Genomic DNA, 26,692 nt, shown 5'->3' with positions numbered 1-26,692 from the left:
TCGGAGCTCCTCACATGACAGTCGGGTAACGCGCCGAGTCTACGTCAGAGACGTGCGGACCGGCCGCCGGTTCCGGGTCGGCGATCTCGAAGTACACCGGCTCCGGGGCGGTCCCGTACAGGCGCAGCCGGCGCACCATCCGGCGCGACCGCAGTGCCCGGGTGTCGCGGACGGCGTCGTTGTGCACCCGGCGCGCCAGGATCACCAGCTGCTGGGCGTCGCCGAGCTCCGCCTCCAGCGCCGGCGCCAGCCGCCCCGGCCCGACGACGGCGAGTTGCCTGGTCAGCGTGTTCTCCGCCGTCTCACGGGCGACCCGGCTCCCGGCGGGGTCGCGGCCGTCGGCGGCCGGGGCGGAACCCGCCGCAGCGGCCGTCGCGGCGTGGCGCAACCCGGGGGGCGCGGCCGGCCCGAGTGCGTCGGCGACCCGCAGCGCGACCGCCGCGCGTCCGTCGAGGGCCGTGCCGAGCCCGGCCCGGGCGGCGTCGACGCGGACGTGCAGCCGGTGCAGCCGGGCGACACGTGTCCGGCACCACACGGTGAGGGCCGCCACGACCAGCACCGTCGCGACCACCAGCGTCCACAGCAGCGGGCTCACGACGGCGCGCTCCCCCACCGGGCCGGGACGGACCGGCCGCCGCCGTCCGGCGCGGGCGGCGCTGCGGCGAGCGCCGCCCGGTACACCCGCAGCACGTCCTGCGTGACCACGCCCCAGTCGTACCGCGCGGCCCGGGACCGTCCGGCGGCGGCCGACGCGGCGCGGGCCGCGTCGTCGTCGAGGAGGCCGGCCAGTGCACGGCCGAGGGCGGCCGCGTCCCCGGCCGGGACGAGCCGGCCGGCGCCGCCGAGCACCGGGCGGAACGACTCGATGTCGCCGGCGACGACCGGGGTGCCCGCGGCCATCGCCTCGGTGAGCACCATGCCGAAGCTCTCCCCGCCCCGGTGCGGCGCGCAGAACACCTCCGACGCGCGCAGCGCCGCCGCCTTGGTGGTCTCGTCGACGGGGCCGAGCAGGTCGATGCGGTCGGCCAGACCGGGCCCGGCGGCGCGGAGCAGGGCGTCGCCGTCGCCGCGCCCGACGACGAGCAGCCGCAGACCGGGCCGGTCCGCGGCCAGCGGGCGCAGGGCGTCGAGCAGCACCGGCATGCCCTTGCGGGGCTCGTCGTAGCGCCCGACGAACCCGATCCGGCGGCCGGGCGGGAGGCCGGGGACGAGGTCGTCGAGGGCGGGGCCGTCGGCGAACCGCGCGACGTCGACGCCGTTGGGGATCTCCGTCGCGTCGCCGCCGAGGTGCTCGACCTGCACCCGCCGCGCGGTGGCCGACACCGCGATCCGGGCCGTCACCTTCTCCATCAGGGGGCGCAGGAGCCCGCCGAACGCGGCCAGCGCGCGGGAGCGCTCGGTGGAGGTGTGGAAGGTCGCGACGATGGGGCCGCGGGCGGCGAGCAGGGCGAGCACCGACACCGAGATCGTCGTGGGTTCGTGCAGGTGCAGGACGTCGAAGTCGTGCTCGGCCAGCCAGCGCCGGGCGCGCAGGTGGGTGCGCGGGCCGAACGTGACGCGGGCGACCGAGCCGTTGTAGGGGACGCCCAGCGCCCGGCCCACCGGGGTCACGAACTCCGGCGCCGGGCCGGCCGACGGCGCCAGCACGTGCACCCGGTGCCCTCTGGCCCGCAGCGCGGCCGCGAGGTCGAGGACGTGGTGCTGCACTCCCCCGGGCACGTCCAGGGAGTACGGGCAGACCATCCCGATCCGCAGCGCCGTCATGCCCGCACGCCCCGGATCGGCTGGAGCATGTGCCAGTCCTCCGGGCGCCGGGCGATCAGCTCACCGAACGCGTCCGCCAGTGCCTGCACCGCCTTCGCCTCGGCGGCCCGGTCGGGGACCGGGATCTCGGGGCCGACGTGCACGCCCCACGCGTCACCCGCGAACACCGCGTACGCCGGGTGCAGGGCGGCGCCGGTCGCGCGGGCCAGCCGGGCCGGCCCGGCGGGGAGGCGGGCGGGGCGGCCGAGGAACGAGACCTCGACGCCGGTCCCGGACAGGTCGCGGTCGGCGACCAGGCACACGACACCGCCCGAGCGCAGGCGCGCGGTCAGCGCCCGGTGCGCCGTCCGCGGGTCGTCCGCCGTCACCACTTCGAAGCCGAGCGAGCGGCGGTAGTCGAGGAACCGCCGGAACAGCGACTCGGGGCGCAGCCGCTGCACGACCGTCGTGATGGCGGGCTCCAGCCCGAGCCGGGCGAGCTCGCGCACCATGTAGACGCCCGCGACGTCCCAGTTGCCGGAGTGCGGCAGCGCGTAGAGCACGCCGCGACCGGCCCGCAGCGTTTCCAGCGAGGGCCCGATGCCGTGCACGTGGGGGTGCATCGCGTCGTGCACCGCGTCCGGGTCGAGCGACGGCAGCGCGAACGCCTCCCGCCAGTAACGGGCGTAGCTCCGCATCCCCCTGGCGACCAGGTCGTCGAGCTCGGCGGGGGTCGCACCGGGGCGGACCCTGGCCAGGTTCTGCCGCAGCCGTCGCACCCCCGGGCCGTCGCGCCGGGTCGCGAGGTCGGCGGCGGCGTCGGACACCCGCCCGACGACGCCGGCCGGCAGCCGCCCGGCCACCGCCCAGCCCGCCGCGTACCCGGCCCCCGCCAGCGCCTCCCGGACCCGCTCGACCGCGCCGGGATCGGCGGCGTCAGGCACGCGGCACCTCGCGGGAGCTCCGCCGCACGGCCAGGATCCGCTGGCCCAGGGTCACCACCGTCCCGATCGCCAGCACGAGCAGCGCGACGGTCAGCGCGTACGGCACACCCAGCCCGGCCAGGAACGCGCCGAGCAGTCCGAGGATCAGCCGCTCCGCCCGCTCGACCAGCCCACCCTCGGCGGTGAGCCCGACCGACTCGGCGCGGGCCTTCACGTACGACACGATCTGCCCGCCGACGAGGGCGACCAGCGCGGCACCCGCCGCGATCGGCTCGTCCCCCGCGGTCAGCGCCCACCAGGCGAGTCCCGCGAAGAGGGCACCGTCGACCATCCGGTCACAGGTGGAGTCGAGCACGGCCCCGAACGGGGTGCCGTGGCCGCGGGCGCGGGCCATCGCCCCGTCGATCAGGTCGGTCAGCACGAACAGCGTGACCAGCACCGATCCGATGACGAGCCATCCGGCGGGCAGGAACCCCACCGAGCACGCGACGGCGCCGACGGTGCCGAGCACCGTCACCGTGTCCGGGCTGACGCCACGCGCGACGAGTGCGCGCCCCACCGGGTCGGTGAGCCGGTTGACGTGCCCGCGGGCGAACAGATTGAGCATCGTGGGCGACGTACTCCCTCACGGACGGGCCGATGCGACCAGCCTAGTCGGCCCCGGGGGTCGCGCGCCGTGGTGGTTCCCACGCCGCGGCGAGCTGCGACCGGGTCTCCGCGAGCAGCTGCGGGATCACCTTCGTCTGACCGACGACCGCGATGAAGTTCGCGTCGCCGCCCCACCGCGGCACGACGTGCTGGTGGATGTGCTCGGCGAGCGACCCGCCCGCCACGTGGCCGAGGTTCAGCCCGACGTTGAACGCGTGCGGCGCCGCGACCTTCTTCATCGTCACCACGGCCTGGCGGGTGAAGTCCATCAGCTCCGCCGTCTCGGAGTCGGTGAGCTCCTCCAGATCCGCGACGTGCCGGTACGGCAGCACCATCAGGTGCCCCGGGTTGTACGGGTGCAGGTTGAGCAGCGCGAACACCTCGGCACCGCGGGCGACGACGAGGTTGTCCGCGTCCGCATCGGCCTCCGTGCCGGTCCCGGCGCCGTCGCCGGGCTCACCGATCGTCTCGCCCCGGCCGATCCGGCAGAACGGACAGCCGGTGTCCGAGGCGCCCTTGATGTAGGCCAGCCGGTGCGGGGTCCAGAGCCGGGCGAACCCGTCGGGCGTCCCGACCCCCTCCTGCGGGACCCACTCCTGCTCCATGGGCCGATCCTATGGGTCGGTGGCCGGGACGCGGTCCGGGGTTCGGGCGGGGGTTCAGGCGGGCTGGAAGGACTCCGCGCCGGGCGAGGTGTTGGTCCGCGACCGCACCCACGCGACGATCGACCGGACGGCGTCGTCGACCGGCACGCCGTTGGTCTGCGAGCCGTCGCGGAACCGGAAGCTGACCGCGCCCGCCTCCACGTCGCGGCCGCCCGCGAGGAGCAGGAACGGCACCTTCTGCAGGGTGTGGGTGCGGATCTTCTTCTGCATGCGGTCGTCGCCGGCGTCGACGTCGATCCGGATGCCCTCCGCACGCAGCCGCGCCGCGATCTCGCGGACGTAGTCCTCCTGGGTGTCGGTCACCGGGATGCCGACGACCTGCACCGGGGCCAGCCAGGCCGGGAACGCGCCGGCGTAGTGCTCGGTGAGCACCCCGAAGAACCGCTCGATCGAGCCGAACAGCGCACGGTGGATCATCACCGGGCCCTGCCGGGAACCGTCGCCTGCGGTGTACTCCAGCTCGAACCGGTCCGGCAGCATCAGGTCGACCTGGATGGTCGACATCTGCCAGTAGCGGCCGATCGCGTCGCGGGCCTGCACGGAGATCTTCGGCGCGTAGAACGCGGCGCCGCCCGGGTCGTCGCGGAGCTCCAGCCCGAAGTTCCCGGCGGCCTCCCGCAGCGCGTCGGTGGCCTCCTCCCAGAGCTCGTCGGAGCCGATCGACTTCTCCGGGTTGCGGGTGGAGAGCTCCAGGTAGAAGTCGTCGAGGCCGTAGTCGCGCAGCAGGTCCAGCACGAACTGCAGCAGCGAGCGGATCTCGTCCTGCATCTGGTCGCGGGTGCAGTAGATGTGCGCGTCGTCCTGGGTGAAGCCGCGGGCCCGGGTGAGGCCGTGCACGACGCCGGACTTCTCGTAGCGGTAGACGGTGCCGAACTCGAACAGCCGCAGCGGCAGCTCCCGGTACGACCGCCCGCGCGACGCGAAGATCAGGTTGTGCATCGGGCAGTTCATCGGCTTGAGGTAGTAGTCGACCGCCGGCCGCTTGAGCTGCCCCTCGGCGTCGTACTCGGCGTCGAGCTGCATGGGCGGGTACATGCCGTCGGCGTACCAGTCGAGGTGCCCGGACAGCTCGAACAGCTGTCCCTTGGTGGCGTGCGGGGTGTAGACGAACTCGTAGCCCGCCGCCGCGTGCCGCTCCCGGGAGAGGTCCTCCAGCTCCTTGCGGACGACGCCGCCCTTCGGGTGGAAGACCGGCAGGCCCGAGCCGATCTCGTCCGGGAAGCTGAACAGGTCCAGCTCGGAGCCGAGGCGCCGGTGGTCGCGGCGCTCGGCCTCGGCGACCCGCTCCAGGTAGGCGTCCTGCGCCTCCTGCGACTCCCACGCGGTGCCGTAGATGCGCTGCAGCTGCGCGTTGCGCTGGTCCCCGCGCCAGTACGCGGCCGCGGACCGGGTGAGGGTGAAGGCCGGGACGAACTTCGTGGTCGGCAGGTGCGGGCCGCGGCACAGGTCGGACCAGACGACGTCGCCGGTGTGGGCGTGCACGTTGTCGTAGACGGTCAGCTCGCCCGAGGAGTCGACCTCCATGACCTCGGAGTCGTCGCTGCCCTTGAGGTCGACCAGCTCCAGCTTGTAGGGCTCGTCCGCCAGCTCGGCACGGGCCTCGTCCCGGTCGGCGAACCGGCGCCGGGAGAACTTCTGCCCCGCCTTCACGATCTTCTTCATCGCCGACTCGATCTTCTTCAGATCCTCGGGGGTGAAGGGGGTGTCGACGTCGAAGTCGTAGTAGAAGCCGTCGGTGACCGGCGGGCCGATGCCCAGCCGGGCCTTCGGGAACAGCTGCTGGACGGCCTGGGCCAGCACGTGCGCCGCCGAGTGCCGGATGACGCTGCGGCCCTCGTCGGTGTTCGCCGCGACCGCGACGACCTCGGTGTCGGCCTCGGGTGCCCAGGCCAGGTCGCGCAGGGTCCCGCCGGCGTCGCGGACGACGACGATCGCCTCCGGGCCGCTGGTCGGCAGCCCGCCCTCCCGGATGCGCGCACCGGCGGTCGTCCCGGCCGGCACCCGGATCGGGGCGGACGCGGGCGGGGCGGGCGGTGCGGACACGGTGCGGCCTCCAGGGCTGTCACGATCGGTGGGCTCCCCGGGGAGCCCGGTGGAGTGGCGTCGATGCTAGTAGGGCGCTGCGACCGGGTTCCGCGGGCGGTGACGTTCGGCGGGAGCGGTCCCGCGGGAAGACGCACGGCGCGGGTGGCGTTGGGCCGACCGTGGTCCCCCTCTCCGTGCTCGATCTCGTCCCCGTGTCCGACGGCTCGTCCGCCACCGACGCGCTGGCCCACAGCACCCGGCTGGTGCAGCGTGCCGAGGAGCTCGGCTTCACGCGCTACTGGGTGGCCGAGCACCACGCGATGCCGGGGATCGCGAGCTCGTCGCCACCGGTCCTGATCGCGCACCTGGCCGGGGCGACCGAGCGGATCCGGGTCGGCTCGGGCGGGGTGATGCTGCCCAACCACCGGCCCCTCGTCGTCGCCGAGCAGTTCGGGACGCTGGAGGCGCTGCACCCGGACCGCATCGACCTCGGTCTCGGGCGCGCGCCGGGCACCGACCCGGCGACGGCCGCGGCGCTGCGCGGGATCGACGCCGCGCAGCTGAACGCCCCCGACGACTTCCCCGACCAGCTCGTCGAGCTGGCCTCGTACTTCCGGGGCGACGCCGACGTGCTCGCGGTGCCCGCGAAGGGCAACGCGCCGTCGCTGTGGCTGCTCGGCTCCTCCGGCTACTCGGCGAAGGTCGCGGGCATGCTGGGGCTGCCGTTCGCGTTCGCGCACCACTTCTCGGCCCGCAACACGATGCCGGCACTCGAGCTGTACCGGGAGCACTTCCGGCCCTCGGCGATGCTGTCCGAGCCGTACTCGATGATCGCCGCATCGGTGTTCTGCGCCCCGACCGGCGACGCCGCCCGCGAGCTCGCCCTGCCCTCCGCGCTGCAGTTCCTGCACCTGCGGCTCGGTGACCCGCGCGAGCTGCCCGGCCCCGAGGAGGTCGCCGCCTTCGAGTGGACGGACGCGGCGCGCGCGTTCGTCGAGCAGCGGCAGGCCGACCAGATCATCGGGGATCCGGCGACGGTGCGGGCCGGGGTCGAGGAGCTGGTGTCGCGCACCGGCGTCGACGAGCTGATGGTGACGACGGCGACCTACCGCGGCGAGGACCGGCTGCGGTCCTACGAACTGCTGGCCGACGCCGTCGGCGTGCCGGGGGCCACGACCGCGGCGTGAGCACGGCATCATCGGGCCCATGACCGACACCGCCGCCCGGTTCCGGTCCGCGATCGAGGCCGGTGACCCGGACACCGCCGTGGACCTGTGCACCGACGACGTCGAGTTCCGCTCCCCCGTCGTCCACCGTCCCTACCGGGGTCGCGCGCCGCTGCGCGCCGTCCTCGGCGCGGTCGTCACGGTGTTCGAGGGCTTCCACTACGTCGGGGAGTTCGCCGGCGAGGACGGGCACGTCCTCGAGTTCGCCGCGACCGTGGGCGACCGCGAGGTGCAGGGCGTCGATCTCCTCCGGTTCGACGACGACGGCCGCGTCCGGGAGCTCACCGTCCTGGTCCGGCCGCTGTCCGCCGCCGAGGCGCTGCGTGACCGGATGGGCCCGCTCCTCGGCGGGTGACCGTGCGAGTCCGGCGCCGGGTGCAGCTCACCGTGTCCGGACGCCCGGTGGTCCGGTGGCCGCGTGCGTGCGCGGCCGTCCGGCCCGCGGGGCCCGGCGCGTCGTCGCAGTCAGACGTCCGTTGCCCGACGGAGTGATCGACGGCGTCGTCCTGGTCCACCCGGCGCAGGCACGATGGTGCGAGCGGCGGACACCGGCCGAGGCGTTCGGTCACGCGCTGCCGCACCACCCTGATGACGTGCCGACATTCGAGTGACGTCGATCAGGTGGGCACATCGCAACCCGCCGGTAACTCGTTCACCCGGCGAGCACGCACGTGCCCGGACCCCGTGACCGACGGCCCCCACCGGCCGGAACCGTGAGAGGAGAGGCGGTTGACCGCAGGCCCGCCCCCGCCCCCGCGGTCCCGACGCTCCGCCGACGAGTCCGATCCGTACGGTTTCGCCCGATCCGTCCGCACCGAGGAACGCCCGGGAGGACGGCACGGCAGTGACCAGGTCGCCCGGGAGGACTCGGGCCGCCCGCCCCGGCACGGTCCCCCTGCACCGTCCGGCGGGCCCACGTCCGGTGGCGCCGGGCGGCACGGGCGTCCGTCCGAGGGGCCGCAGTCCTTCGAGGACGTCGTGCGCGGCAGCGGGAACGGCTCCGGGCGGCGCGCGGCGGGCGACCGTCCCGCCCCCCGTGCCGACGAGGGCCCGGCCGGCGCGGGCGCGGCGGACTCCGCGCGGACGTCCCGCCGCCGTCCCGACGGCGACGGACCCGACGGCGCACCGGCGCGGACCGGCGCGGCCGACGGAGCCGCTCCGACCACCGGCACCAGCGGTACGACCAAGGTGGGCCTGCGGGTGCGCGGCGGGACGGTGCCGCGTGACCCTGGCACCGCGTCCCCGCCGCCGCCCGCGCCCGGCCAGGGATCGGGGCCGGTCCGCCGGCCGGCGACACCGCCGCCCGGACCCGCCGCGCCGCCGCCCGCCCGGCCCGGCCCGGCCGCAGCGGGCCCCGCTGCGCCGGCCGGTCCCGCACCCGCGGGCCCCGCGCCCACCGGACCCGCGCCCACGGGTCCCGCACCCAGCGGTCCGGCGGGCGCCGGTCCGGCACCCGCGCGCGGCCCGCGCACGCCCGGCGCCCCCGTGCCCCCCGAGCGCCGCGAGCCCGCCGTCCCCGACACCGGACGCCACGGCAGCGGCCCGGTCCCCCGCGGCGGTCCGCCGGCACCCGGTACCGCATCGTCCGGCCCGGTCACCCGTGGTGCGGCGGCCCCCGCACCGCCCGTTCCCGGGGCACCGCAGACAGCTGGCGGACCCGGCGGACCGTCCGCGCCCGCCCCCGGCCGACCCGGCCACGGTGCGCCCGGTCCGGGCACGCCCGGTCCCGGTGCGTCCGGCACCGGAGCAGTGGTGCCCGGCGCGGGCGCCCCGGCCGAGCCTCCCGCCCCGCGCACCGGACGCCGCCGCCGTCCCGAGCCCGAGACCACCCCCGGCGACGACGCCGGCCCCGTCACCCCGGCCGGGTCCGGACCGCCCGGCGACGACCGGGTTCCGCACGACCGGGACGAGCCGGACCACCGGCGCGACGGGGACGACGCGACGGCGCTCGTCGCCGCCGACGTACTCCCCGGCGCGCCGCGCCGCCGTCGCCGCGCCGAACCGGCCGGACCGCTGGAGAAGGCGCTCGCGGTCGTCGGGCCGCGGGTCGACACCGTGCGCCGCCGGCTCGGCATCCTCGACTCCGAGCAGCGCGCCGCGCTCACCCCGGAGGAGCGCCGCACCCGCCGCCGCACGCAGGTCCGCTGGTCGCTGATCGGCACCGCCGCGTCGGTCGTGCTGCTCCCGCTGCTGGTGCTGGGGATCGGCTGGCTGGTCTTCCCGATCCCCACCACCGACGAGGCCGTCCAGAACCAGATCGCGACCGTGTCCTACGCCGACGGCGGCCAGCTCGCCCGGCTGGTCCCCGAGCAGGGCAACCGGATCAAGGTCGGGATGGACGCGATCCCGCCGCACGTCCGGGAGGCCGTGCTCGCCGCGGAGGACCGGAGCTTCTACTCGAACCCCGGGTTCGACATCACCGGCATCCTGCGGGCGGCGCTCAACCAGGTCCTCGGCGGTGCGGGCGGCGGATCGACGATCACCCAGCAGTACGTCAAGAACACGCTGGTCGGCAACGACGCGACGTACTGGCGGAAGTACAAGGAACTGATCGTCTCGCTGAAGGTGTCCGGGCAGAAGTCGAAGGACGAGATCCTCAACGACTACCTGAACGCGATCTACTTCGGACGCGGCGCGTACGGCATCGAGTCCGCCAGCCTCGCCTACTACGGCAAGCCCGCCGCCCAGCTGACCCCCAGCGAGGGCGCGCTGCTCGCCGGGATCATCCAGTCGCCGTCGAACTGGGACCCGGAGAACTCCCGGGAGAAGGCGGAGTCGCGCTGGAACTTCGTGCTCGACGGCATGGCCCAGCAGGGCTGGATCTCCCGGGCCGACCGGCAGGCGGCCGTCTTCCCGGAGACGATCCCGGCGGAGAACACGTCGCGCTCGTCGTCGCTGACCGACGAGCGCGGGCACGTCCTCAACGCCGTCCGCTCCGAGCTGGGCTCGCTGGGCATCTCCGAGCAGGCGTTCGCACAGGGCGGCCTGCAGGTCACGACGACGATCGACCCGCAACGCCAGCAGCAGCTCACCGACGCGGTCCGCGCCCGGATGGAGGGCCAGCCCGAGGTGCTGCGGTCCGGCGCGGTCGCGATCGACCCGCGCACCGGCGGCATCGTCGGCTACTACGGTGGCGCCAACGGCGCCGGTCTCGACTACGCCCAGGTCATGAAGCAGCCGGGCTCGACGTTCAAGCCGTTCGCGGTGCTCGCCGGGCTGCTGGAGGACCCGCCGGTCGGCCTCGGCACCCAGTTCGACGGCTCCGAGCGACCGGGCCTGCGCAACGCCGACGGGGCGAACTGCCCGCGCTGCGACCTCAAGCAGGCCATGACGATCTCCAACAACGTCGTCTTCACCAAGCTCGCCGGTGAGGTCGGCCCGCAGAAGGTCGCCGACGCGGCCCGGCTCGCCGGGATCACCGCCCCCCTGGAGAACCCGGACGCCCGGCTGCCGCTCGGCAACAAGGAGGTGACCCCGGTCCAGCTGGCGTCGGCGTACGCGACGATCGCCGCCGGCGGGGTCTGGCACGCGCCGCACCTGGTGTCGCGGGTCGTCGACTCCGACGGCCGCGTCCTCTACGAGTACTCCCCCGGCGAGGGCGAGCAGCGCTTCCCCGAGCAGGTCGCCCGCAACGTCTCCGAGGCCATGATGGACGTCGTCTCCAACGACGACCTCACGCTGCCGGGCGGCCAGCAGGCGGCCGCGAAGACGGGGACCGTCCAGTCCCGCTTCGAGGGCCAGAACAACGACGCCTGGTTCGCCGGCTTCACCCCCGAGCTCGCCACGTCGGTCTGGGTCGGGACGGACCGCAACGACCCGATCCAGGACGCCACCGGCGCACCGATCAGCGGCAAGGACCTGCCCGGCTCGATGTGGCAGGAGTTCATGGCGAGCGCGGTGCGCAGCACCGAGGTCGTCGACTTCCCGACCTTCCGCGCTCTCGGCGACGAGCCGTCGGAGCTGGCCCCGAACGAGCCGACCGCCACCCCGACGCCCGCACCGACCAGCAGCAGCGCGCCGCCGTCGCCGACTCCGGAGCCGCAGGAGCAGGCGCCGCCGCCACCGGTCCAGGAGGCGCCGCCCCCGGAGCCGACCAGCACCCCGGAGCAGACGGTGGACCCGCTGTTCGGGTCCGACGGCGACAGCCGTCCCGGCGAGGACGCCGGCCAGGACGGCGAACCCACCTTCGGCTGACCGGCGGCGAGGCGAGCGGGGCGAGGCAGGCAGGGCGAGGCGCACGGCACCGTGACGGAGCCTGCCCGGACCTCCGTGACCGGGCTACCGTGGATCCGTGACCGGACACCATCACTTCGAGGTGGTGGCCTGGCGGGCGGACCGCAGGCTCACCCTCTACGTGCCCGGGATCGAGGCGTCCACCACCGTCGACGACCCCCGCGCGGCGGAGGACGCGGTCCGCGACCTGATCGCCGACCTGACCGGCGTCGACCCGGGCGAGATCACCTGCGACATCCGGCTCGGGCGGCCCTGGCGTTCCGGCATCTGACCGGGCCGGGTCACGACGGCGGCACGAGTGTCCGCGCCGACACCTCCTGCACCGCGGCCGTCAGGGCGTCGAGCACCTCGGTGCTCAGCTTCCAGTGCTGCCAGTAGAGCGGCACGTCGAGATGGCGTTCCCGGTCGAGCAGGACGAGGCGTCCGGCGTCGGCGGCCGCCCGCGCCGGGGCGTCGGTGAACATGCCCCAGCCCAGGCCGGCCCGCACGGCGTCGTGGTAGCCGTCGGCGGCCGGCACCCGGTGCGCCGGCCCGGTGCACGGGCGATGGGTCAGCCGGCGCACGAAGCGGGTCTGCAGCCGGTCCTTCGGACCGAAGTCGACACGCGGCGCAACCGGGAACGCCTCGGCCGGGTCGCGCCCGGCGAACCACCGGTCGTAGACCGGGCGGGCGGCGACCGGGCGGTACCGGGTGGCACCGATCGGACGGACCGCGCAGCCCTGGACCGGGGTCGCCGACGTCGTCACCGCCCCGACGACCGCGCCCTCCCGCAGGAGCTCCGCGGTGTGCTCCTCGTCGTCGACGTGCAGGTCGAGCCGCATGCCGTGGCGCTGCGCGAGGGGCACCACGGCGTGCAGGAACCAGTGCGTGAGCGAGTCGGCGTTCACCGCGATCGGGAGGTGCACGCCCCCGCCTGCGTCGTCGCCGAACGACCGGGACACCTCGCCCTCCAGCACCGCGACCTGCCGGGCGAGCCGCAGGAGGGTGCGGCCCGCCTCCGTGGGGACGCACGGGCGCGACCGTCGCACCAGGACCTGGCGGGTCTGGCGCTCCAGCGCCTTGATCCGTTGCGACACCGCGGACGGCGTGATCGACATCAGCTCGGCGGCCGCCTCGAAGCTGCCCTCCTCGACGACGGCGCTGAGCGTCGCGAGCCGGTCCCGGTCGTACATGAGCACAGCTTAAGTTCCTGACCGATCCTGAACGAGATCGTGGATCCGGCTGGTCCCTGCCTACGGTCGCCCGGTGAGTGTGGTGGTGGGGTTCGGTACCGGGTTGTCCCTGATCGCGGCGATCGGCGCGCAGAACGCGTTCGTGCTGCGCCAGGGCCTGCGCCGCGAGCACGTCCCGGCGGTCGTGGTGTTCTGCGTCCTGGCCGACCTGGTGCTGGTGACGGCGGCGGTGGCGGGTGTCGGTCTGGCGCTGTCGGGTGTGCCGGGGCTGGCCGAGGTGGTGCGCTGGGGCGGGGTCGTCTACCTGGTCGCCTACGGGCTGCTCGCCGCCCGGCGGGCGGTGCGGCCGGGCACGCTCACGGCCGACGCCCGCGGCGGGGCGCGGCGCCTCGCCCCGGTGCTCGGCAGCGCGGCGGCCCTGACCTTCCTCAACCCGCACATGCTGCTCGACCTGCTGGTCCTCGGCTCACTGGCCGCCGCGCACGGCGACGACGGACGGTGGGCCTTCGCCGCCGGGGTGATGGCGGCCAGCCTGACCTGGTTCGCCGGGCTCGGGTTCGGGGCCGCCCGGCTGGCCGGGCTGTTCGCGCGACCGGTGGCCTGGCGGGTGCTCGACGGCGTCGTGGCCACCGTGATGCTGGGGCTCGCCGCCGGTCTGGCCCTGACCTGACCGGGCCCGGCCTGGCACGATGCCGTCGTGGACGATGCCGGTCGGGAACCGGCCGTGTTCGTGCCGGCGCGGCCGCCCGCCGCGCTGCGCCCGTACGTCACCCGCTACCTCGGCTACCGCGAGCACGCGTCCCGCCCGCTGCGCCGCAGGCAGGCCCCGGCCGACGCGGTCGCGCTGATCCTCGGCTTCCATCCGCTGGCCCTGTCCGGCCCGGCGGTCGGTGCGGGGAGTGCGGCGGCGTTCGTGGGAGGGCTCAGCGACACCTGGGTGCTCACCGAGTTCACCGGCCCCCAGGCCGGGGTCCAGGTGGACCTCACACCGCTGGGGATGTTCACCGTGCTCGGCGGTCGTCCGGTCGCGGGTGGCGCGGTCCCCGCGCTCGACGAGCTCGACGACCCGGTGCTGGCCGCGCTCCCCGGCAGGCTCGCCGAGCTGCCCACCTGGTCGGCGCGGTTCGCCCTGGTGACCGGGGTGCTGGCGGGACGGCTGCTCGACGGGCGGGCCCGCCGTCCGGCTCCCGAGGTCGCGCACGCCTGGGGCCGGCTGCACCGCACCCGCGGCGCGGTCACCGTCCGCGCGCTCGCCGCGGAGACCGGCTGGAGCCGCCGGCACCTGCAGGACCGGTTCGGCACCCAGATCGGGCTGACCCCGCGCACCGCGGGGCGGGTGCTGCGGTTCGCGGGCGCCGCCCGGCTCGTCGGCGGGTCCACGACGCCGCTGGCCGAGGTCGCCGCGGCCTGCGGCTACGCCGACCAGCCCCACCTGAGCCGGGAGTTCCGGGCGCTGGCCGGGACGACGCCGTCGGCGTACCGCAGGGAGTGGGAGTTCCCGTTCGTCCACGACACCGCGGCCGGACCGGTGCAGGATCGTGCGCCATGAGCATCCACACCACGCTGCGCTACGACGACCCGCGGGCCGCCATCGACTTCCTCACCGGCGCGCTCGGCTTCCGCGAGCTGCGGTGCCACACCGACGACGCCGGCCGGATCGCCCACGCCGAGCTCGCCTGGGACGACCACGGCGACACCGGCGTGCTCGCACTCGGCACCCGCCGGGTGGACGACCCGTTCGACACCGGACGCGCCGTCACCTACCTGACCTGCGACGATCCCGACGCACTGCACGACAGGGCGGTCGCGGCCGGCGCCACGGTCGTCATGGGCCTCACCGACCAGGACTACGGTTCCCGGGAGTTCGCCGTCACCGACGCGGAGGGCAACGTGTGGTCGCTGGGGACCTACCGGATGGGCACGTGACCGGCCTCCCGCGTCACCCCGACCCGGCCGACCCGCTGCCCTGGCTGCGGGAGATCTGCCGGGCGCTGCCCGGGGTGACGGAGAAGGTCAGCTACGGGTCGCCGTCGTGGTTCGTGCAGCGGATGTTCGTGACCTACGCCGACCACCACCACGGACACCCGCACGTCGCGTTCTGGTGTGCGGCACCGCCCGGCGTGCAGGAGGACCTGGTCGACACCGACCCGGCCCGGTTCTTCCGGCCCGCCTACGTCGGGCACCGGGGCTGGCTGGGCGTCGTACTCGACGGCACCGGTGACGACGCCGCCGAGCTCGACGAGATCACCGGCATCGTCACCGACGCCTACCGCTGCGTCGCCCCGAAACGGCGGCTCGCCGAGCTCGACGGCGTCTGAGACCCGGTCAGGCCCCCGCGCCGGCCCCCGCCGCGACACCGGCCGACGGCTGCGGCGCCGACGCGGGCGCCGCCGCCCGGCGGGCGCGGAGCTTCGTCAGCAGGCTCGACCCCGGCCGCTCGGCCAGCGCCGAGGTGAACCGGTCGAGGAAGATCGCCACGATGACGACGGCGAGCCCGCCCTCGATGCCCGACGCGATGTCGAGCTGGGTCACCGCCGACACCACGACGGTCCCGAGCCCGTCCGCACCGGCCAGACCGGCGACGACGACCATCGACAGCGCCAGCATGATCACCTGGTTGACACCGGCCATGATCGAGGGCAGTGCCATCGGCAGCTGCACCTCGCGCAGGATCTGACGGGGGTGCGCGCCGAACGCGTGGGCGGCCTCCACCACCTCGGAGTCGACACCGCGGATGCCGAGCTCGGTCAGCCGCACCGCCGGAGCGATCGAGAACACGATCGTCGCGACGATGCCGGGGACCACCCCGATGCCGAACAGCAGCACCACCGGGATCAGGTAGACGAAGGCCGGGATCGTCTGCATGGTGTCGAGCACCGGGCGCAGTACCCGGCTGGCCGCCCGGCTGCGCGCGGCCCAGATGCCCAGCGGGACGCCGATCGCGACCGCGATCAGCGCCGCGACCAGCACCAGGCCGAACGTCTCCATCGTCTCGGTCCAGAGGTCGAACGACGAGACCAGTGCGAAGCCGAGCAGCGTGAACACCGCGAAGCCCCAGCCCCGCACGAGCAGCGCGAGCGCGACCAGGAGCACCAGCCACACCCACCACGGCGGCGTCGTGAACAGCGCCGTCACCGCCTCGACCACCGCGGTGATCACGGCGCCGATGCCGTCCAGCAGGCCGGCCGCGTTCTGCAGCAGCCAGAGGATGAACGCCTCGACGTAGCTACCGAGCTCGATCCTGGGCATCAGACGGTCCCGTTCGCGTCGTCGTGGGTGGAGTCGGGGTGCGAGGAGAGTGCCGCGAGCACCGCGCCGCGGGGGACGACGCCGGTGAGCCGGCCCTCGTCGACCACCGCGAGCGGCACCGGGTTCCGGCCGACCTGGTGCAGCAGGTCGATCAGCGGACGGTCGGGCTCGGTGGTGCGGTACTCGTCGACCAGCGCGGACTCGTCGATGCGGCCTGCCTGCCTGCCTGCGGCGTTGCCCAGCCAGTCGTCGCGGACGACGCCGAGGATGCGGTGCTCGTCGTCGACGACGTAGGCGCCGGTGGCCTCGGCCCGGCCCAGCCGGACGAGCACCTCGGACGGGCGCTCGTCGAGCCGCACGGTGATCCGGGGCTCCCGGATCACGTCGGCGGCGGTCAGCACCCGGCTGCGGTCGACGTCGGAGACGAACTCGGCGACGTAGTCGTCGGCCGGGGACTCGAGGATCTCCGGCCCGGTGCCGACCTGGACCAGCCGGCCGTCCTTGAGCAGCAGGATCCGGTCGCCCAGCAGCATCGCCTCGTTGAGGTCGTGCGTGATGAACACGATCGTCTTGCGCAGGTCCTTCTGCAGGCGGACCAGCAGCTGCTGCATGTCCCGGCGGATCAGCGGGTCCAGCGCCGAGTACGGCTCGTCCATCAGCAGGACGTCGGTGTCGCTGGCCAGCGCGCGGGCCAGCCCGACCCGCTGCTGCATGCCGCCCGAGAGCTGGCTGGGGTAGGCGTCGGCCCGCTCGGCCAGCCCGACCTGCTCCAGCGCCCACTCCGCCTTGCGGCGGCGCTCGCCGGCATCGACGCCGCGGATCTGCAGGCCGTACTCGGCGTTCTGCCGGATCGTGCGGTGCGGCAGCAGCGCGAAGTGCTGGAACACCATCGCGATCCGCTCGTTGCGCAGCGTCCGCAGCTCGGCGTCGCCGAGCGACCCGAGATCGCGGCCGTCGACGCCGATGCTGCCGGAGGTGGGCTCGATCAGCCGGTTCAGCAGCCGCACGAGCGTCGACTTGCCCGACCCGGACAGGCCCATGATCACGAACAGCTCGCCCTGGGCGATGTCGAACGACACGTCGTGCACGGCCAGCGTGGCGCCGGTGCGCTTCTGGATCTCGCTGCGCCCCACACCCTCGCGGGCCAGCGCGACCGCGTCGTCGACGGCGTCGCCGAACACCTTGGTGAGGTTCTTGACCTCGATCATCGTGTCGCTCACGGCGTTCCCACCCATTCCCGTACCCGGTCGGGGTTCGCGGCGACGTAGTCGCGCGCGACCGTCTCGACGTCGGCGTTGTCCACGTCCACCCGCTTGAGCATCTTCTCGACGTCGTCGAGCGGGAGCTCGAACCGGCGCAGCAGGGCGTCGAACCGCGGTGCCGTCGCGCCCAGGTCACCGGCCGCGGCGGTCCACGCGGAGTAGTCCGGCATGGCACAGGCGCCGTCGCCGGTGGTGTAGCAGTCGTCGCGCGGCGGGTTCGGTTCGCTCAGCCGGGTCAGCTCCATCTCCTCGAAGACGTAGTGCGGCCGGTAGAGGTAGACCAGGATCGGCTGCCGCCGCTCGTAGGCCCGGCGCAGCTCGGCGATCTGCGCGGCCTCGCTGGAGGTGACCTGCTCCAGGTTCAGCCCGTACCCGGCGAGCCGCTTGGTGTTGTACTCGGTGGTGAGGAAGCTCGGGTCCGAGTCGACGAGCCGGTTGCCGAGGGCGTCCGCGTAGTCGTTCAGCTGGGAGACGCTCGTCAGACCGGCGAGCGGACCGCCCGGTTCGAGCGCGTAGCTGGGGACGTACCAGCCCTGCTCGGCGCCGTCGTAGGTCGGGTGGACCAGGCCGACCCGGTCCTCGGCCTTCGCCGCGAGTTCGGACTGGTTGGGCATCGCGACCTCGGTGAGGGCGTCGACGTCGCCGCGCTGCGCCCCCGCCCAGGCGGTGGCCGGTCCGACCTGGATGGTCTTCAGCTCGCCGACCCCGAGCTCCGGGTGCCCCGCGACGACCTCGGCGAGGATCGCGTTGGTCACCTTCGCCGCGCTCCACGGGAACTGCATGAGCCGCACGGTCGGGCCTTCCGAACCGGACGCGGCACAGCCCGTCGCGGTGACCAGCACGGCCACCAGGGCGGTGACCAGCCGGGCGGTCCGGTGCGGTCGTCGCCCGGCGGCGGGTACGACGCGATGTGGCGGATCGGCCACGCGGGCACGTCCTCTCGGGGTGGGTGCGCGATCGGCGCCGCCGAGCCGGCGCGCCGGATCACGACGACGGTCGCGGTGAGCGCGGAGGGGTCTGCCGACCCGGTCTCAGCGACAGGCGGACGAGCACATCCGGCACAGGTCGACGTGCAGGCGCGTCACCAGCCGGGGGTCCACGATCACGGACGAAGCTTCCATCACGGGCGGTGACGGTGCAACCGGACGGACTACGATCTTCCTCCGTGCCCGCTGCTGTGCCCGCTCCCGTGACGATCCGGCTGGAACCGGACGGCCCGCGCTACGAGTACGACGACGTCCCGGGCGCCGCCGACCGCGCCCCCCTGCTGTTCCTGCACGAGGGACTCGGCTCGGTCGGGCTCTGGCGCGGGTTCCACCACCGGATCGCCGCGGAGACCGGACGGCGGACGGTCGCCTACTCCCGGCTCGGGCACGGGCGGTCGGACCGGCCGGACACCGCGCCCACGACGTCGTTCATGGCGACCGAGGCGGCGACCGTCGTCCCCGCGCTGTGTTCCGCACTCGGCCTGGACCGGCCGGTGCTCGTCGGGCACTCGGACGGCGGGACGATCGCGCTGCTGGCCGCGGCGTCGATGCCGGTGACCGGGGTCGTCGTGCTGGCGCCGCACGTCCTGGTCGAGGACTTCGCACTGGCTGCGATCCGGTCGGCCCGCTCCGCGTTCGACGAGGGCGACCTCCGCACCCGGATGGCCCGCCACCACGACGACCCCGACGCCGCCTTCCGCGGCTGGAACGACATGTGGCTCGCCCCGGACTTCCGCGGGTGGGACGTCCGCGACCGCCTGCCGGGGATCACGGCCCCGGTGCTGGGCATCCAGGGCGACGACGACCCGTACGGCAGCATCGTGCACGTCCGGTCGGTCGCCGAGCGGGCGGCGGGCCCGGTCACGGTGACGGAGCTGCACTGCGGGCACGCACCGCACCTGGAGCTGCCCGACGAGACCGCCGGGGCGATCACCGGGTTCCTCGCCGGCCTGCGCTGAGGCGGCGCGGCCCCGGGTGGACCTTCTCGCGAGATCGCTGCCTGAGGCAGCGATTCGGCAACAGAGACCCCGGTGGCCCGGCGACCAAGCGGCCCGGCGGCCAAACGGCCCGGCGACCCGGGCGACCTGGCGACCAATCGGCCCGGCGCGACCGGCGCGGTCCGGCGGACCGGATGCCCGGCATCCGAGCGGCTCGGCGATCACCGCGCCGACCACCCCGTCCACCGGTCCGGCGCGAGGACCACGACCGGGCCGTCCGGCGGCTCGGCCCGGTACGGCTCGTACTTCGCCACCAGCGCGTCGACCGCCCGGGCGCGCAGGTCGCCGGTCTCGTGCACCGACGCCGTCGCGTCGAGGCGGACCCACCACAGCTGCGACCAGTCGTCGTCGTAGTGGTCGGCGAGCAGGCCCACCCGCGGGTCGCCATCGATGTCGCGCAGCCGGGCCAGCCTCGTGTGCCGCTTCGGCTTGACCCGGTCGACGGCCGACACGACGAGGCCGTCGACCAGGGCGAACGTGATCGGCACCAGGCGCGGGCTGCCGTCGGTGGCGCGGATCGTGGCCAGCCGCGCGACCCGCGCTGAGCCGAGCAGCGAGCGGGCCGCGGTGTCGTCGAGGGAGGGCATCGGCTCCTCAGGCTGCCGGAACCGGCACCCGGACGGCCAGCAGCTCGGCCACCCGGGTGTCGCGGCGCTCGTGCTCGGCGAAGCCGGGCGCGGTGCAGAGGAACAGGGTGCGCCCGTCGTCACCGCCGAGCTGGCAGGCGTAGGTGCCGACCTCGCCGGTGGAGACCTCGTCCGCGATCTCCCCGCCCGGCCGGACCCGGATCGCGCGGTTCCCGGCGGCGTCGGCCACCCAGATCGCGCCCTCGGCGTCGGGCGCGGAGATCCCGTCCGGTGCGACGGTCAGCCGGGCGATCGCCGCGAGCGGGTCCTCCTCGACCGGCACCTCGCCGAACCGGGCCCAGTCCCGGCGCTCCCCCAGCGTCCCGTCCGGCCCGACGGGGAAGGCGGACAGCCGGTTCCCGAAGGTCTCGGCGACGACGAGCTCGCCGCCGGTCAGCGCCGGCCCGTTCGCGAAGTGCAGCGGCTCGGTCGCCGTCGTCACCGTGCCGTCCGGGTCCACCCGCAGCAGCGGCGCGGCGGCCCGCGGCGCGCCGTTCATGAGATCGAAGCCGAAACTGCCGACCCAGGCCCGCCCGCCGGCGTCGACGATCATGTCGTTGAGCACGTGCGCGGAACGACCGGACAGGTCGGCGTGGACGGCGAGCGCGCCGTCGCTCTCGCGGCGCAGGATCCGCCGGTCCCGCATGGACACGATCAGCAGCCGACCGTCGGGCAGCCACCCCAGGCCGGACGGCTGTTGCGGCACCTCCGCCTCGGTGCGCACGTCCGACCCGTCGGCCCGGGCGGAGAGCACCCGGTGGGTGTAGAAGTCGCTGACCCAGATCCGGCCGTCGCGCCAGCGCGGCCCCTCCAGGAACGACATCCCGGTCAGTACCGGCTGCGGTTCTCCCGGCGTCTCCGCCATGTCCCTGCTCCGTCCTCGTCGACTCGGGGGTGGCACCCGGGAACATAGCCGCTACCGTAGTGGTTGAGCGTGCAACAACTCTGGATCCGAGGAGGACCCGATGCCCGCCGTCACCGTCTCCGACACCGCCACCCTGCCGCGCGTGCCCGTCCCCGGTCCGACCGAACTGGACCGCGGCGTCCGCTCGGTCACCACCGCACCGGCCGGGTACGAGGGCGAGGGCTTCCCGGTCCGCCGCGCGTTCCAGGGCGTCGACCTGCGCGACCTCGACCAGTTCCTGCACATGGACCAGATGGGCGAGGTCGAGTACGCGCCCGGGGAGCCGAAGGGCACGTCGTGGCACCCGCACCGGGGCTTCGAGACCGTCACCTACATCATCGACGGCACCTTCGAGCACGGTGACTCGCACGGGGGCGGCGGCACCATCACCGACGGCGACACCCAGTGGATGACCGCCGGATCCGGCCTGCTGCACATCGAGCGCCCGCCGGAGGCCCTGGTCCGCAGCGGGGGCCTCTTCCACGGCCTGCAGCTGTGGGTGAACCTGCCGAAGGCCGACAAGTGGCTCCCGCCGAAGTACCAGGACCTGCGCGGCGGCGAGTCCGCGCTGGCCACGACGCCGGACGGCGGCACGCTGCTGCGCGTGATCGCCGGTGACGTCGCGGGCGTCTCCGGGCCGGGGGCGACGCACACCCCGATGGCGATGGTGCACGCGACGGTCTCCCCCGGCGCGGAGCTGCGGCTGCCGTGGCCGCGGTCGTACAACGCGCTCGTCTACGTCCTGAACGGGGCCGGCACGGTCGGTGCCGACGGACGCCCGATCCGCACCGGCCAGCTCGCGCTGTTCGGTCCGGGCGACGCGATCACGGTGGGCGGCAACGTCTCCCAGGAGTCGCGCCACCCGGCACTGGACGTCGTCGTGCTCGGCGGCCTCCCCATCCGCGAGCCGATCGCCTGGGCCGGCCCGTTCGTCATGAACACGAGGGACGAGGTGCACACCGCGTTCGAGGACTACCAGCGGGGACGCCTCGGCGTCGTCCCGGCGGACTGGACCCCGCACGGCTCGCTGCCCGGATCGTTCCGCTAGTTCAACTTCGGGGTTGATTACGAGCCGTCCCTCCGCTACCTTTTTGTTCAACCGAGAGGTTGAACGAGGAGGGGAACGTGGAGGACCGGCTCTCGAAGGTGTTCGCCGCGCTGGCGGACCCGATCCGGCGCGACATGGTGGCCCGGCTGGCCGCCGACGACGCGACCGTCAACGAGCTCGCCGAGCCCTACGACGTGTCCCTCCAGGCCGTGTCCAAGCACATCAAGGTGCTGGCCGACGCGGGGCTGGTCCGGCGCAGCCGGGAGGCCCAGCGGCGTCCGGTGCACCTCGAGGCGGAGGTGTTCGACCTGATGACGGCCTGGATCGAGCGGTACCGGCGACAGGTCGAGGAGCGCTACCGGCGCCTCGACGACCTGCTCGCCGAGGAGAGCACCGGCAGCACCGATGTCACCGGCACGAACGAGGGAGCAGCGTCATGAGCACCACCACCCGCGAGACCACCATCGAGGCCGTCCCGGACCTGCCGATCGTCCGGATCACCCGGGAGTTCGACGCGCCGCCGGAGCGCGTGTTCGACGCGCACGTCGACCCGGAGAAGGTCCGGCGCTGGCTCGGGCCGCGCCGGCTGCGGATGACCATCGACCGGTGGGACGCCGAGACCGGTGGCGGCTACCGCTACACCCACGCCGACGACGACGGCGAGTACCGCTTCTACGGCTCGTTCCACGAGGTCCGGCCGGCCGAGCGGATCGTGCAGACCTTCACCTGGGAGGGCTTCCCGGAGGGCGTCTCCCTGGAGACGATGACCTTCACCGCGCTGCCCGGTGGCCGGACCCGCATCGTCGGCGTCTCGGTCGTCGACTCGATCGAGGCGCGGGACGCGATGCTGGCCTCCGGGATGGAGGTCGGCGTCAACGAGGGCTTCGAACAGCTCGACGAGCTCCTCGCCGAGGGCTGAGCGCCCCCGCATCCTGTCGGGGGTGCCCTCTAGCGTGGGGGCGTGCTGGTCGTCCACGCTCTCCACTCCCCCGGCCGGGGCGTCCTGCTCTGGGCCGAGGACGGGGAGCGCCCGGCCCGGTCCGACCGCCGCTCGCTGCGGACGGCGCGTCCGCACCCGTTCGCGGTGCCCGCGGACGAGCTGGCGGCCGTCCACCCGGGCAAGCCCGCGTCGGTGACGCTGCTGCTGCCGTCGCACGGCTCGGGCCCGCAGGACTCGCCAGGGCTGGTGCGCGAGCGGCCGCGGGCGGCGGCCCGCAGCGCACCGGCACTCGCCCCGTGGACGGTGCCCGCGGTGCTGGTCGACCCCTCGGAGCTGACCGACCCGTATCCCGACGTGCGGTACGGCGAGGGCTTCACGCACCTCGCCGAGCTGGTCCGGTTCGCCGACGAGCTGGCCTCCCGCGGCCGCGTGCTGCCCGTCGTGGTCAGCGAGGCCGGGCGGCCCGCCGCCCGGTGGCGGCCGGTCGTGCAGGGGCTCGACGCCGTCGCCCGCACCGGGCTGGTCCGCAGGCTGCCGCCGGTGGCCCGTGCCGAGCAGCGGCGCCCCGGCGACGTCGCAGGCCGGGACCCGGACGAGGTGGTCGACGCCGCGCTCGCCCGGTTCACCGACGCCGCGGTCCGCGAGCGGCTGGGCCGCGCGGCGGGGATGCCGGTGCCGCTCCCGGCCCGGCCCGACGCGGCCGCGGGGCTCCTGCACGCCCTGACGGGGCCGTCGCCGGAGATCCCGGTGACCGGCGACGGTCTGTCGGCCCTGCGCGAGGCCCTCACCGCGTGGGACGACGTCGGCCGCGAGCAACCCGGCGCGGGCACGGCGCTGTTCCGGCTGACCGAGGTCTCGTCGATGCACGACCCGGCCGATCCCGGACCGGACCCGCTGGACCAGACCGGCGACGGGACCCGGTGGGAGCTGCGGTTCGCCCTGCAGTCCACGGAGGATCCGAGCCTGCAGCTGGAGGCCGGTGAGGTCTGGTCCGGCGGGGCGGACCAGCTGGTCGACGGCGCACAGGACGTGCTGCTCGCCGAGCTGGGCCGTGCCGCACAGGTGCTGCCCGACCTCGTCCGGGCGCTCCGCGACGCCCGCCCCACCGCCCTGCCGCTCGACGTCGCCGGGGCGCACCGCTTCCTGACCCGCGACGCGGCGGCCCTGCTCGCGGCCGGGTTCGGGGTGGCGCTGCCGCGTGGGTGGGACGGGCAGCGCGCGCTCGGGCTGAAGCTGTCGGCGTCCTCGGCGCCGGCCCCGGGTGCGGTGACCCGCGGCGGGCTCGGCCGCGACGAGCTCGCGCACTTCCGCTGGTCGCTCGCCGTCGGCGACGACGAGCTGGGCGAGGACGAGATCGCCGCGCTCGTCGCGGCGAAGGCGCCGCTGGTGCGGCTGCGGGGGCGCTGGGTCGCCGTCGACGCCGACGCGCTGGCCCGCGGGCTGGACTTCCTGCGCCGCTCGCGGGACCGCACCCCGACCGTGCCGGACGTGCTGGCCGCGGCCCGGGGCGACGTCGACGCGCCGCTGCCCGTCACCGACGTCACCGCCCGGGGGCGGCTGGGCGCCCTGCTCGACGGCACCGCGGACCGCGAGCTGGAGCCGCTGGGCGCACCACCCGGGTTCACCGCGACCCTGCGGCCCTACCAGGAGCGGGGCGTGGCGTGGCTGGCGTTCCTGTCCACGCTGGGCCTGGGCGCCTGCCTCGCCGACGACATGGGACTCGGGAAGACGGTGCAGCTCCTCGCGCTGGAGGCGCACGACCGCGCGGCGGGGGCGACGGCGCCGACGTTGATCGTCTGTCCGATGTCGATGGTCGGGACGTGGCAGCGGGAGGCCGGGCGGTTCGCGCCGGACCTGCGGGTGCACGCCCACCACGGTCCGTCCCGCCCGCGCGGCGACGCCCTCCACGAGGTACTCGACGGGGTGGACCTGGTCGTCACCACCTACGCGACCGCGACCCGCGACGCCGAGGACCTGCGGTCCTGGCGGTTCCACCGGCTCGTGCTCGACGAGGCCCAGATGATCAAGAACTCGCACGCTGCGGCCTCGCGGACCGCGCGGTCGCTCGACGCCGCGCACCGGATCGCGCTCACCGGCACGCCGATGGAGAACCGGCTGGCCGAGCTCTGGTCGGTGATGGACTTCCTCAATCCCGGGATCCTCGGCTCCCCCGAGGTGTTCCGGCAGCGGTTCGCCGTCCCGGTCGAGCGCCACGGCGACGCCGGGGCCGCCCGCACGCTGCGCCGGATCACCCGGCCGTACCTGCTCCGCCGGGTCAAGACCGACCCACTGGTGATCGACGACCTGCCGGAGAAGATCGAGATCGTGCAGGACCACCGGCTCACCCGTGAGCAGGCGTCGCTGTACCGGACCGTCGTCGACGACATGATGGAGAAGATCGAGGGCAGCGACGGCATCGAGCGCCGCGGCAACGTCCTGGCCGCGATGAGCAAGCTCAAGCAGGTCTGCAACCACCCCGCCCAGCTGCTGCACGACGGCTCCCCGATCCACCGGGCCGGGGGCGCGCACCGCTCCGGCAAGGTCGCCCGGCTGGAGGAGATCCTCGAGTCGGTGCTGGCCGCCGGGGACAAGGTGCTGCTGTTCACCCAGTACACCGAGTTCGCCGCCATGCTGCGGCCGCACCTGTCGGCGCGGTTCGACACCGAGGTGCTCTACCTGCACGGCGGCACCCCGAAGAAGCGTCGCGACGAGATGGTGGCCCGGTTCCAGGGCGACGGCGGCCCGTCGGTGTTCCTGCTGTCGCTCAAGGCGGGCGGCACCGGGCTCACGCTGACCGCGGCCAACCACGTGATCCACCTCGACCGCTGGTGGAACCCCGCCGTGGAGGACCAGGCGACCGACCGCGCGTTCCGGATCGGGCAGAAGCGCTCGGTGCAGGTCCGGAAGTTCGTCTGCCCGGGCACCGTGGAGGAGCGGATCGACACCCTGGTGGCATCGAAGCGGTCGCTGTCGGACCTCGTCGTGACCGACGGGGAGGACTGGCTGACGTCGCTGTCGGTCACCGAGCTGCGTGAGGTGTTCGCGCTCGGCTCGGACGCCGTCGCCGACGACGCGGGGGAGAACGATGAGTGACCGGCCGTTCTGGGCGTCCGACGAGTACACCGGCGGCCGCCCCATCCGGGTCGAGGGCGGCATCCGGATCCACGGTGCAAAGGGCCCGGTGGCCCGCACCTGGTGGTCGGCCCGGTTCATCGCGGTGCTGGAGCAGCTCGGCGTCGGCGGGCGGTTGAGCCGCGGGAAGACCTACGCCCGGTCCGGGCAGATCGTGTCGGTCGACGTCGACGCCGGCGCGGTCGTCGCGCTGGTACAGGGCACCCGGCCGCAGCCGTACCGGGTCCGGATCGGGCTGCGGGTCTGGGACAAGCCGGAGTGGCGCCGGGTGGAGGAGGCCCTCGCCGGCGACGCCTGGTACGCGGCGGCACTGCTCGCCGGGACGGTGCCGCCCGAGATCGAGGAGCTGCTCGACGGGCTCGGCCTGTCGCTGTTCCCGGCGGCGGGCACCGACCTGTCCCAGGACTGCTCCTGCCCCGACGCGACGGTGCCCTGCAAGCACCTGGCCGCCGTGTTCTACGTACTGGCCGAGCGGTGCGACACCGATCCCTTCACCCTGCTCACGCTGCGCGGCCGCGACCGCACCGCGCTGCTGGAACGGCTGCGCGAGGAGCGTGACCGGGCCGCGGGGGCGGCCGCGCCGTCCGGGCCCGCGGCACTCGCGGACCTGCTCGACGGCTTCTGGACGGCCCCGGCCGGGGGCGCCGCTCCCCCGAGTCCGCCGGAGACCGACCCGGACGCCGTGCTCGACCAGGTGCCCGAGCCGTCGTTGCGGGCCGGCCGGGAGCGGCTGACCGACGTGCTGCGACCGGTCTACCGGGCCATGACCCGCCCGGAGGCGTGAGCGCGGGCCACGACGGGAAGGGCCCGGCCGTTCCGATCGGACCGGCCGGGCCCTCGTTCCCGAACTGACGCGCCGCTCCCACCACGAAGCGACGCGATTAAGGTAAG

Annotated in this window: 26 protein-coding genes; 14 read left to right on the top strand and 12 right to left on the bottom strand. The window is 74.8% G+C overall.

The window, feature by feature from the left end:
• Positions 1 to 10: 10 nt before the first annotated feature.
• From AD017_RS24240 to thrS, 6 genes are read right to left on the bottom strand one after another with little or no spacing between them, the layout of a single operon-like run.
• A complete protein-coding gene (locus AD017_RS24240) occupies positions 11 to 595 on the bottom strand; it encodes an NUDIX hydrolase (protein WP_227012572.1) in 585 nt (194 codons plus the stop codon).
• Complete coding sequence (locus AD017_RS24235) at positions 592 to 1,755, bottom strand: glycosyltransferase family 4 protein (protein ID WP_060576587.1); 1,164 nt, start codon at positions 1,753 to 1,755, stop codon at positions 592 to 594. The genes AD017_RS24240 and AD017_RS24235 overlap by 4 nt, the downstream gene beginning before the upstream one ends.
• A gap of 5 nt (positions 1,756 to 1,760) precedes the next feature.
• The gene (locus AD017_RS24230; RefSeq protein WP_060575667.1) at positions 1,761 to 2,687 is read right to left on the bottom strand and encodes a phosphatidylinositol mannoside acyltransferase; all 927 of its coding nucleotides are present in this window, start codon (positions 2,685 to 2,687) and stop codon (positions 1,761 to 1,763) included.
• Positions 2,680 to 3,294, bottom strand: coding sequence for a phosphatidylinositol phosphate synthase (gene pgsA, locus AD017_RS24225; RefSeq protein WP_060575666.1), 615 nt, complete (start codon positions 3,292 to 3,294; stop codon positions 2,680 to 2,682). Before pgsA ends, AD017_RS24230 begins: the two co-directional genes overlap by 8 nt.
• Before the next feature lie 43 nt (positions 3,295 to 3,337).
• Positions 3,338 to 3,940: an HIT domain-containing protein gene (locus tag AD017_RS24220; RefSeq protein ID WP_010232723.1), complete on the bottom strand. Its 603-nt coding sequence runs from the start codon at positions 3,938 to 3,940 to the stop codon at positions 3,338 to 3,340.
• A 54-nt stretch (positions 3,941 to 3,994) separates the two neighbouring features.
• Positions 3,995 to 6,043, bottom strand: a complete 2,049-nt coding sequence (gene thrS / locus AD017_RS24215) for a threonine--tRNA ligase (protein WP_060575665.1) — start codon at positions 6,041 to 6,043, stop codon at positions 3,995 to 3,997.
• Positions 6,044 to 6,204: 161 nt separating this feature from the next.
• Here thrS and AD017_RS24210 point away from each other — a divergent pair, with 161 nt between their 5' ends.
• The 4 genes from AD017_RS24210 (at position 6,205) to AD017_RS24195 (ending at position 11,755) form a co-directional block, all read left to right on the top strand.
• Positions 6,205 to 7,212 carry an LLM class flavin-dependent oxidoreductase gene (locus AD017_RS24210; protein WP_033199891.1) on the top strand — a complete coding sequence of 336 codons (1,008 nt, stop codon included), beginning with the start codon at positions 6,205 to 6,207 and terminating at the stop codon, positions 7,210 to 7,212.
• Positions 7,213 to 7,231: 19 nt separating this feature from the next.
• A complete protein-coding gene (locus AD017_RS24205; RefSeq protein ID WP_060575664.1) occupies positions 7,232 to 7,606 on the top strand; it encodes a nuclear transport factor 2 family protein in 375 nt (124 codons plus the stop codon).
• 1,397 nt (positions 7,607 to 9,003) lie between these two features.
• Positions 9,004 to 11,445, top strand: coding sequence for a transglycosylase domain-containing protein (locus AD017_RS33610; RefSeq protein WP_227012571.1), 2,442 nt, complete (start codon positions 9,004 to 9,006; stop codon positions 11,443 to 11,445).
• Between the two features lie 97 nt (positions 11,446 to 11,542).
• Complete coding sequence (locus AD017_RS24195; RefSeq protein WP_010231085.1) at positions 11,543 to 11,755, top strand: hypothetical protein; 213 nt, start codon at positions 11,543 to 11,545, stop codon at positions 11,753 to 11,755.
• Between the two features lie 10 nt (positions 11,756 to 11,765).
• Here the strand turns inward: AD017_RS24195 and AD017_RS24190 are convergent, their stop codons facing one another.
• Positions 11,766 to 12,656 carry a LysR family transcriptional regulator ArgP gene (locus AD017_RS24190; protein WP_060575662.1) on the bottom strand — a complete coding sequence of 297 codons (891 nt, stop codon included), beginning with the start codon at positions 12,654 to 12,656 and terminating at the stop codon, positions 11,766 to 11,768.
• Between the two features lie 73 nt (positions 12,657 to 12,729).
• Between AD017_RS24190 and AD017_RS24185 the strand changes: the two genes are divergently transcribed.
• Genes AD017_RS24185 through AD017_RS24170 form a run of 4 tightly spaced genes read left to right on the top strand, consistent with a single transcriptional unit; the run spans position 12,730 to position 14,974 of the window.
• Complete coding sequence (locus AD017_RS24185) at positions 12,730 to 13,326, top strand: LysE/ArgO family amino acid transporter (protein ID WP_060575661.1); 597 nt, start codon at positions 12,730 to 12,732, stop codon at positions 13,324 to 13,326.
• A gap of 27 nt (positions 13,327 to 13,353) precedes the next feature.
• Entirely contained in the window at positions 13,354 to 14,205 is an 852-nt protein-coding gene (locus AD017_RS24180) for an AraC family transcriptional regulator (RefSeq protein ID WP_082398905.1), read from the top strand.
• Positions 14,202 to 14,582: a glyoxalase/bleomycin resistance/extradiol dioxygenase family protein gene (locus AD017_RS24175; protein WP_010235373.1), complete on the top strand. Its 381-nt coding sequence runs from the start codon at positions 14,202 to 14,204 to the stop codon at positions 14,580 to 14,582. Before AD017_RS24180 ends, AD017_RS24175 begins: the two co-directional genes overlap by 4 nt.
• On the top strand, positions 14,579 to 14,974 hold the full coding sequence (locus AD017_RS24170) for an MmcQ/YjbR family DNA-binding protein (RefSeq protein WP_060575660.1): 396 nt from the start codon (positions 14,579 to 14,581) through the stop codon (positions 14,972 to 14,974). Before AD017_RS24175 ends, AD017_RS24170 begins: the two co-directional genes overlap by 4 nt.
• Before the next feature lie 7 nt (positions 14,975 to 14,981).
• Here the strand turns inward: AD017_RS24170 and AD017_RS24165 are convergent, their stop codons facing one another.
• Genes AD017_RS24165 through AD017_RS24155 form a run of 3 tightly spaced genes read right to left on the bottom strand, consistent with a single transcriptional unit; the run spans position 14,982 to position 18,093 of the window.
• Positions 14,982 to 15,905 carry a proline/glycine betaine ABC transporter permease gene (locus AD017_RS24165; RefSeq protein ID WP_060575659.1) on the bottom strand — a complete coding sequence of 308 codons (924 nt, stop codon included), beginning with the start codon at positions 15,903 to 15,905 and terminating at the stop codon, positions 14,982 to 14,984.
• Positions 15,905 to 17,125 carry a glycine betaine/L-proline ABC transporter ATP-binding protein gene (locus AD017_RS24160; protein ID WP_349675480.1) on the bottom strand — a complete coding sequence of 407 codons (1,221 nt, stop codon included), beginning with the start codon at positions 17,123 to 17,125 and terminating at the stop codon, positions 15,905 to 15,907. The genes AD017_RS24165 and AD017_RS24160 overlap by 1 nt, the downstream gene beginning before the upstream one ends.
• Complete coding sequence (locus AD017_RS24155) at positions 17,122 to 18,093, bottom strand: glycine betaine ABC transporter substrate-binding protein (protein WP_060575657.1); 972 nt, start codon at positions 18,091 to 18,093, stop codon at positions 17,122 to 17,124. The genes AD017_RS24160 and AD017_RS24155 overlap by 4 nt, the downstream gene beginning before the upstream one ends.
• 239 nt (positions 18,094 to 18,332) lie before the next feature.
• Between AD017_RS24155 and AD017_RS24150 the strand changes: the two genes are divergently transcribed.
• Positions 18,333 to 19,112: an alpha/beta fold hydrolase gene (locus AD017_RS24150; protein ID WP_227012570.1), complete on the top strand. Its 780-nt coding sequence runs from the start codon at positions 18,333 to 18,335 to the stop codon at positions 19,110 to 19,112.
• A 200-nt stretch (positions 19,113 to 19,312) separates the two neighbouring features.
• On the opposite strand, the gene AD017_RS24145 is transcribed toward AD017_RS24150, so the two are convergent.
• Together AD017_RS24145 and AD017_RS24140 are read right to left on the bottom strand one after the other, a co-directional pair.
• Positions 19,313 to 19,738 (bottom strand): TIGR03668 family PPOX class F420-dependent oxidoreductase, encoded by a 426-nt coding sequence (locus AD017_RS24145; protein ID WP_060575655.1) that lies wholly within the window; start codon positions 19,736 to 19,738, stop codon positions 19,313 to 19,315.
• Between the two features lie 7 nt (positions 19,739 to 19,745).
• Positions 19,746 to 20,642, bottom strand: a complete 897-nt coding sequence (locus tag AD017_RS24140) for an SMP-30/gluconolactonase/LRE family protein (protein ID WP_060575654.1) — start codon at positions 20,640 to 20,642, stop codon at positions 19,746 to 19,748.
• 100 nt (positions 20,643 to 20,742) lie between these two features.
• On the opposite strand from AD017_RS24140, the gene AD017_RS24135 reads away from it, so the two are divergent.
• From AD017_RS24135 to AD017_RS24115, 5 genes are all read left to right on the top strand, one after another.
• The gene (locus AD017_RS24135; protein WP_060575653.1) at positions 20,743 to 21,729 is read left to right on the top strand and encodes a pirin family protein; all 987 of its coding nucleotides are present in this window, start codon (positions 20,743 to 20,745) and stop codon (positions 21,727 to 21,729) included.
• A 134-nt stretch (positions 21,730 to 21,863) separates the two neighbouring features.
• Positions 21,864 to 22,169 (top strand): helix-turn-helix transcriptional regulator, encoded by a 306-nt coding sequence (locus tag AD017_RS24130; RefSeq protein WP_238592020.1) that lies wholly within the window; start codon positions 21,864 to 21,866, stop codon positions 22,167 to 22,169.
• Positions 22,166 to 22,648 carry an SRPBCC family protein gene (locus tag AD017_RS24125; protein WP_010232440.1) on the top strand — a complete coding sequence of 161 codons (483 nt, stop codon included), beginning with the start codon at positions 22,166 to 22,168 and terminating at the stop codon, positions 22,646 to 22,648. The genes AD017_RS24130 and AD017_RS24125 overlap by 4 nt, the downstream gene beginning before the upstream one ends.
• Before the next feature lie 42 nt (positions 22,649 to 22,690).
• Positions 22,691 to 25,762 (top strand): DEAD/DEAH box helicase, encoded by a 3,072-nt coding sequence (locus AD017_RS24120; RefSeq protein ID WP_060575652.1) that lies wholly within the window; start codon positions 22,691 to 22,693, stop codon positions 25,760 to 25,762.
• Positions 25,755 to 26,585 (top strand): SWIM zinc finger family protein, encoded by an 831-nt coding sequence (locus AD017_RS24115; protein WP_060575651.1) that lies wholly within the window; start codon positions 25,755 to 25,757, stop codon positions 26,583 to 26,585. Before AD017_RS24120 ends, AD017_RS24115 begins: the two co-directional genes overlap by 8 nt.
• The last annotated feature ends 107 nt before the right edge of the window (positions 26,586 to 26,692 follow it).

Source organism: Pseudonocardia sp. EC080619-01 (assembly GCF_001420995.1).
Lineage (GTDB): Bacteria > Actinomycetota > Actinomycetes > Mycobacteriales > Pseudonocardiaceae > Pseudonocardia.
This window is presented reverse-complemented; position numbering and strand designations above follow the sequence as displayed.

Coding starts and splice junctions, on each gene's coding strand:
- AD017_RS24125 (WP_010232440.1), top strand. CDS start 22,166: ATGAGCACCACCACCCGCGAGACCACCATCGAGGCCGTCCCGGACCTG.
- AD017_RS24115 (WP_060575651.1), top strand. CDS start 25,755: ATGAGTGACCGGCCGTTCTGGGCGTCCGACGAGTACACCGGCGGCCGC.
- AD017_RS24220 (WP_010232723.1), bottom strand. CDS start 3,940: ATGGAGCAGGAGTGGGTCCCGCAGGAGGGGGTCGGGACGCCCGACGGG.
- pgsA (WP_060575666.1), bottom strand. CDS start 3,294: ATGCTCAATCTGTTCGCCCGCGGGCACGTCAACCGGCTCACCGACCCG.
- AD017_RS24130 (WP_238592020.1), top strand. CDS start 21,864: ATGGTGGCCCGGCTGGCCGCCGACGACGCGACCGTCAACGAGCTCGCC.
- AD017_RS24175 (WP_010235373.1), top strand. CDS start 14,202: ATGAGCATCCACACCACGCTGCGCTACGACGACCCGCGGGCCGCCATC.
- AD017_RS24145 (WP_060575655.1), bottom strand. CDS start 19,738: ATGCCCTCCCTCGACGACACCGCGGCCCGCTCGCTGCTCGGCTCAGCG.
- AD017_RS24190 (WP_060575662.1), bottom strand. CDS start 12,656: ATGTACGACCGGGACCGGCTCGCGACGCTCAGCGCCGTCGTCGAGGAG.
- AD017_RS24205 (WP_060575664.1), top strand. CDS start 7,232: ATGACCGACACCGCCGCCCGGTTCCGGTCCGCGATCGAGGCCGGTGAC.
- AD017_RS24140 (WP_060575654.1), bottom strand. CDS start 20,642: ATGGCGGAGACGCCGGGAGAACCGCAGCCGGTACTGACCGGGATGTCG.
- AD017_RS24135 (WP_060575653.1), top strand. CDS start 20,743: ATGCCCGCCGTCACCGTCTCCGACACCGCCACCCTGCCGCGCGTGCCC.
- AD017_RS24165 (WP_060575659.1), bottom strand. CDS start 15,905: ATGCCCAGGATCGAGCTCGGTAGCTACGTCGAGGCGTTCATCCTCTGG.